The 4,997-nt window shown below is 54.1% G+C and carries 3 protein-coding genes; all 3 read left to right on the forward strand.

Annotated elements, in window-relative coordinates; all coding sequences use genetic code 11:
* A partial coding sequence (locus ACEW8P_RS04165) for an ABC transporter ATP-binding protein (RefSeq protein WP_373511851.1) occupies positions 1–844 on the forward strand: 844 nt, incomplete at its 5' end.
* Between the two features lie 864 nt (positions 845–1,708).
* On the forward strand, positions 1,709–4,507 hold the full coding sequence (locus ACEW8P_RS04170; RefSeq protein ID WP_373511852.1) for an ATP-binding protein: 2,799 nt from the start codon (positions 1,709–1,711) through the stop codon (positions 4,505–4,507).
* A 293-nt stretch (positions 4,508–4,800) separates the two neighbouring features.
* Positions 4,801–4,997, forward strand: a 197-nt coding sequence (locus ACEW8P_RS04175; protein WP_373511853.1) for a hypothetical protein, incomplete at its 3' end; no start/stop codon positions are given.

Here is a 4,997-nt window from a genome sequence, read left to right on the forward strand (position 1 = left end):
CTCTAACGCGTTCAGCAACACGCAGCGCGGCCTGGCCTCGGGCGAGCGGGTACTGGAACTGGTAGATGCTGTGAACACCATCCCGGAAAAGCCGGACGATATTTCTGTTACAGAATTTTCAAAGAAAATCGAAGTAAGGGACGTTTCCTTTGCCTACGAAGCAGGTTTTCCCGTACTGAGCGACATCAGTTTTGACTTGCCCAAGGGCAAAACCGTGGCCTTGGTAGGGTCGTCGGGGGGGGGCAAAAGTACCCTGGCTGACCTGATCCCGCGCTTTTACGAACCTACCGCCGGGCAGGTACTTTTCGACGGGCAGGATATGCAAAATATTACGCCCGCGTCGCTGCGTGGCCAAATGGGCATCGTGACGCAGGAATCCATTCTTTTCAATGACACGATCTTCAGCAACATCGCCTTTGGCGCAGAAACGACCGAAGAGGAGGTAGTTGCGGCGGCGAAAATCGCTAACGCCCATGACTTTATTATGGAACAGTCCGAAGGTTACCAAACCGTCATCGGCGACCGGGGTACCAAACTCTCGGGTGGACAGCGTCAGCGGATTAGCATTGCCCGCGCGATCCTGAAAAATCCACCCATCCTGATTCTGGATGAGGCCACCTCGGCTCTTGACACTGAGTCGGAGAAACTTGTGCAGGAAGCCCTCACTTACTTGATGCAAAACCGCACGGTACTTGTCATCGCCCACCGCCTCAGTACCATTCAGCACGCCGACGAAATTCTGGTTCTCCAACAGGGGCGAATCGCCGAGCGAGGTACGCACGAATCTCTGCTGAAAAATGAGGAAGGGTTTTATAAGAAGCTGACCGCGATGCAAGAGGTTTAGTTCTTCGTTCAGCCAGGGCCAACCTTGTGATTCAGCTTTATTTCGGGGTATTGTAGTTGTAATCCAGCTGTGTCATTCCAATTTCTCCCGACATTCCGGTTCGAGAAAAGAGAGAAATAGGGTCCAAAATAAAATGTGCGTTTCTAGCTTCTGAATGGGGTTCCTTGCGACAATGGTACAAATCTGACACAATAGTACAAGTCAATTTTTTCGCCTTTGCAACAATAGTGGTAGAGATTGGCACAATAGAGCATTTCCTTTTTTACAGAACTCTTTAATATTGCACTGTCGGTTATCCGGGCATTTTGTTCGGAGTCGCACGTTTACGTTTGAACCACTATACACACACAGTAGTGGCGGTACTTTGGCAGTTTTTGACGATCGATCAAGACGAGAGTACGCTTACTCAGCGAGACTTTTTTTTGCCGAACGGCAGAAATTGTCAAAGTACCATTTATTAAGTCTACCCCTCACATCCCCACCAGAAGAAAATATAGGATTTACTCAACTACTGGATTAAAAGACGAACTTATGAATGGACCGTGAAGGCCCATTCCGGGGGACTTACTCCCATAAATCCCCGAAGCGGTGCGCTGCCCGGTAATGCAAAACCGCCGACTGAATCTCAGTCGGCGGTTTTTTGTTAAAAGTGTCTTTTTTCGAAAACCTGGCTTAATTTATGCAAAGGTTTGATCTGAAAGTACACCACTTTCAGATTTATACGCTTCTTTGTGAAGCAGTTTCTCAAACAGTATGTTCCAGAGCCAACAGTATGTTCCAGAGCCAAGTCAATACCAGATAGTCCTCTGATTTGTCGCACTAAAACTCAATGAACGATAAAAGCCTGATCATGATCACCACAACATGAAAAAACTTTGTTTGTTGCTTGTCCCGCTGCTGATAGCGCTCAACCTTAGGGCGCAAGTCATCACGCTCGACGACGATACCGACTTCCCCCTCACGATTTCGGCCCGAATGTCCCGGTTCGTGGACACGACGGCGGCTTTGTCGCTGGCTGAGGTACAAAACAAGGATTTCCAGCCCGTCGGTAAGCGCGATTTTCGCCTGCCGTTTTCGGCTTCGGCCTACTGGTTTCGCTTTACGCTACGGAGCGATGCGCCGAAGCGCGACACCTGGGATATCGAGTGGGGGAATCCCGTTATAGAACTGATCGAATGCTACCTGCTCCGCCCCGACGGTACTTACCAGGTGCTGCGAGGGGGTACGCTCGTACCCGAAGCCGATCGAACCTATCGGGGCGAACTCCCCTACTTTCAGTTTGATCTGGCTTCGGGAGAGGAGCAAACCGTGTATGTGCGGGTAAAAAGTCAGCGGGGACACCGGGGAAACATCAGGATTCATGATGGACGCTCACTCCACGCCGAAGAAGTGGCGGATGCGCGGGGAAGCGGATTTGCCAATGGCATAATCATTCTGCGTCTGTTCTTCGTGCTGCTGCTGGCGATTTTTGCGGTGAAAGAAAACGCCTTCCGCGCCTACTGCTTCCTGCTGGTGCTGCGTTCGCTGGGTTTCTGGGGTATCCGCAGCGAGCTGGGCGACGCCCTCACGACTAACGCCGAGGTGGCTACCATTCTCAACTTTCTGTCGTATCATCTGACTCCCATCGGGTATGTGGTGGTGGTGAGGGCTCTGTTCCCTTACGGCCAACTGCCCGCTGTGCTGCGCCGCACCCTCGACATCATTCTGGCCGCCGTCGTGCTTCTGGGCATTCTTATCGCGGCCGATTACCGTTGGCAGTGGTTGCTGGCGAGCCAGTACCTTGTCCTCCTCGCTCAGGTCGTAGTATTCGGGCTATACCTCTATGCAATTGCCAAAAGACTTAGGGTTAACTGGTATTATTCCGCTCCTTTCCTGCTGGGTAATGGCAGCTACTTCTTTCTGTTGCTCAACTCGGTGGGTCTCATTGAGGCAAATTGGGTGTTTGCGGTTGCCTATCTGCTGTTTTACAGTGAGATTTTCGTCTTCGGCTTGTTTTTGGGCAAAATCGTAATCGACTACCGGCGGCAACGCGAAACGGCCCGCCAGGAACTGAACCTGAAAGAAGCCCAGGCCACCCAACTCAAAGAGCTCGACACGCTCAAAACCAACTTCTTCGCCAATATCTCCCACGAGTTCCGGACTCCGCTCACCATGCTCGTCGGACCGCTGGAAGACTTCCGGCAACAGCAGCCCGCCAACCCGCTCATCCCGGCCATGCAGCGCAGCGTATGGCGGCTCAAGTCGCTCATCGACCAGCTCCTCGATCTTTCGCGGCTCGAAGCCGGCCACCTGCACCCGGCTATTGTGGAGGCCGATTTGGCCCTCTTTCTTCGGCGGTTGTTCGCCTCCTTCGAGTCACTGGCCCAGAGCCGGAACATCATTTTTAACTACCAGCAGAACTTTGGTAACCATACGGCCCGCTTCGATCCCGATAAGCTGGAAAAAATCGTCACTAACCTAGTGTCCAATGCCTTTAAGTTTACACCCGAGGGCGGGCGGGTGACGGTAGATGTGAACTTCACGAATACCGACATCACCCTGAATGTGCAGGACTACGGCATCGGGATCGAAGCGGCGCGACTGCCGCATATCTTCGACCGTTTCTATCGGGTAGAAAGCGCGGGGCAAAACAACACCGAGGGGGCAGGCATCGGTCTGTCGCTGGTTAACGAACTGGTGAAAGCCCTCAAAGGGCACATTCGGGTCGAAAGCGAGCCGGGCCGGGGCAGCACCTTTACGCTGCGGTTGCCAACCGACGCCGATACCTGGCCCGAATACACTGCCGGGGCAGATACCGCCGACTTTGCCCTGACTGCCCCGGAAGGCGGGCCGACAGCCGATGGCCCGGATTTGGCAAGCGATCTGCCCGAACATGATCCCCACCCGGACCACATACCGCTGTTGCTGATTGTGGAGGACAATCCCGACCTGCGAAATTACATGCAAAGCATTTTCCGGGAAAACTACCGGATCATCGAAGGTCACGACGGGCTGGATGGCCTCGAGCGCGCTTTCGAGGAAATACCTGATCTCGTCATCTGCGACGTGATGATGCCCCGGCTCGACGGTTTTGGTTTTTGTGAAAAACTCAAGTCCGACCTCCGCACCAGCCACATTCCGGTGGTGATGCTGACGGCCAAGGCCACCCGCGACGACCGCCTCACGGGACTCGAACTCGGTGCTGACGACTACCTTACCAAGCCCTTCGACCGCGCTGAACTGGAACTGCGGGTAAAAAACCTGCTGCGCCAGCGCGAGCTGCTGCGTCGCAAATTCAGCCAGCAGATGGCCGATCCCTCGATCCAGGGCGAGGCAGCATACCTGACAAGTTCGCTGGACGAGAAATTTTTGCAGAAGGCTATCTGCACCGTAGAAACCCAGGGCGGCGACAGCGAGTTTGGCATCGACAACCTCTGCGACGCCCTATACACAAGCCGCTCCCAACTCCACCGCAAGCTGAAAGCCCTCACGGGCCAAAGTACCACGGAGTTCATCCGCAGCATCCGTATCCGCCGCGCCGCTGAACTCCTGAAACAGCCGGGTACCAGCGTGTCGGACATCGCCTACGAGGTCGGGTTCGAGAGCCCCTCCTACTTCTCCAAGTCTTTCAGTGAGCAGATGGGGATGACACCAAGCGAGTGGAGTGCCGAAAAGAAATTTTAAAACTGAGGAGGAAGGAACGGGCTGGCGCCAGCAGCTAAGGGCCGGACTGCCATACCAGGAGAGGATGCTGGCGCCAGCTTTCCTCTCCTCCTTCCTCCATCCTCCTCTCCTCCTCCCACCTTCGTTTCCAGCCACTGGAAGAGGTTTTTGCAACAATAGTACAAGTCTGCAACAACAGTGATAGTCGATTTTGCAACATTAGTACATGAGATTGACACAATAGTGATAGTCGAAGTGAGGGAGGTCCTGTAGTTTTGGGGTAAAGGTTTTTCAAACTTAATATCTATAAACTCATGACAAACGCTCTACCCTTAGCGGCCCGGCCCAACGGCTCCCACACGTTTTTTTTCGCCTGCCTGCTATGCGCTTTGGCCCTGCTGCTGGCCGCGCCCGGCTTTGCGGCCACCATTTACGTCGATGCCAGTGTGGCACCGGGCGGCACGGGCAACGGCTCCTCATGGGCCAATGCCCACCAATCCTTGCAGACGGC

Source organism: Persicitalea sp. (assembly GCF_041751555.1).
Classification (GTDB): Bacteria; Bacteroidota; Bacteroidia; order Cytophagales; family Spirosomataceae; genus Persicitalea.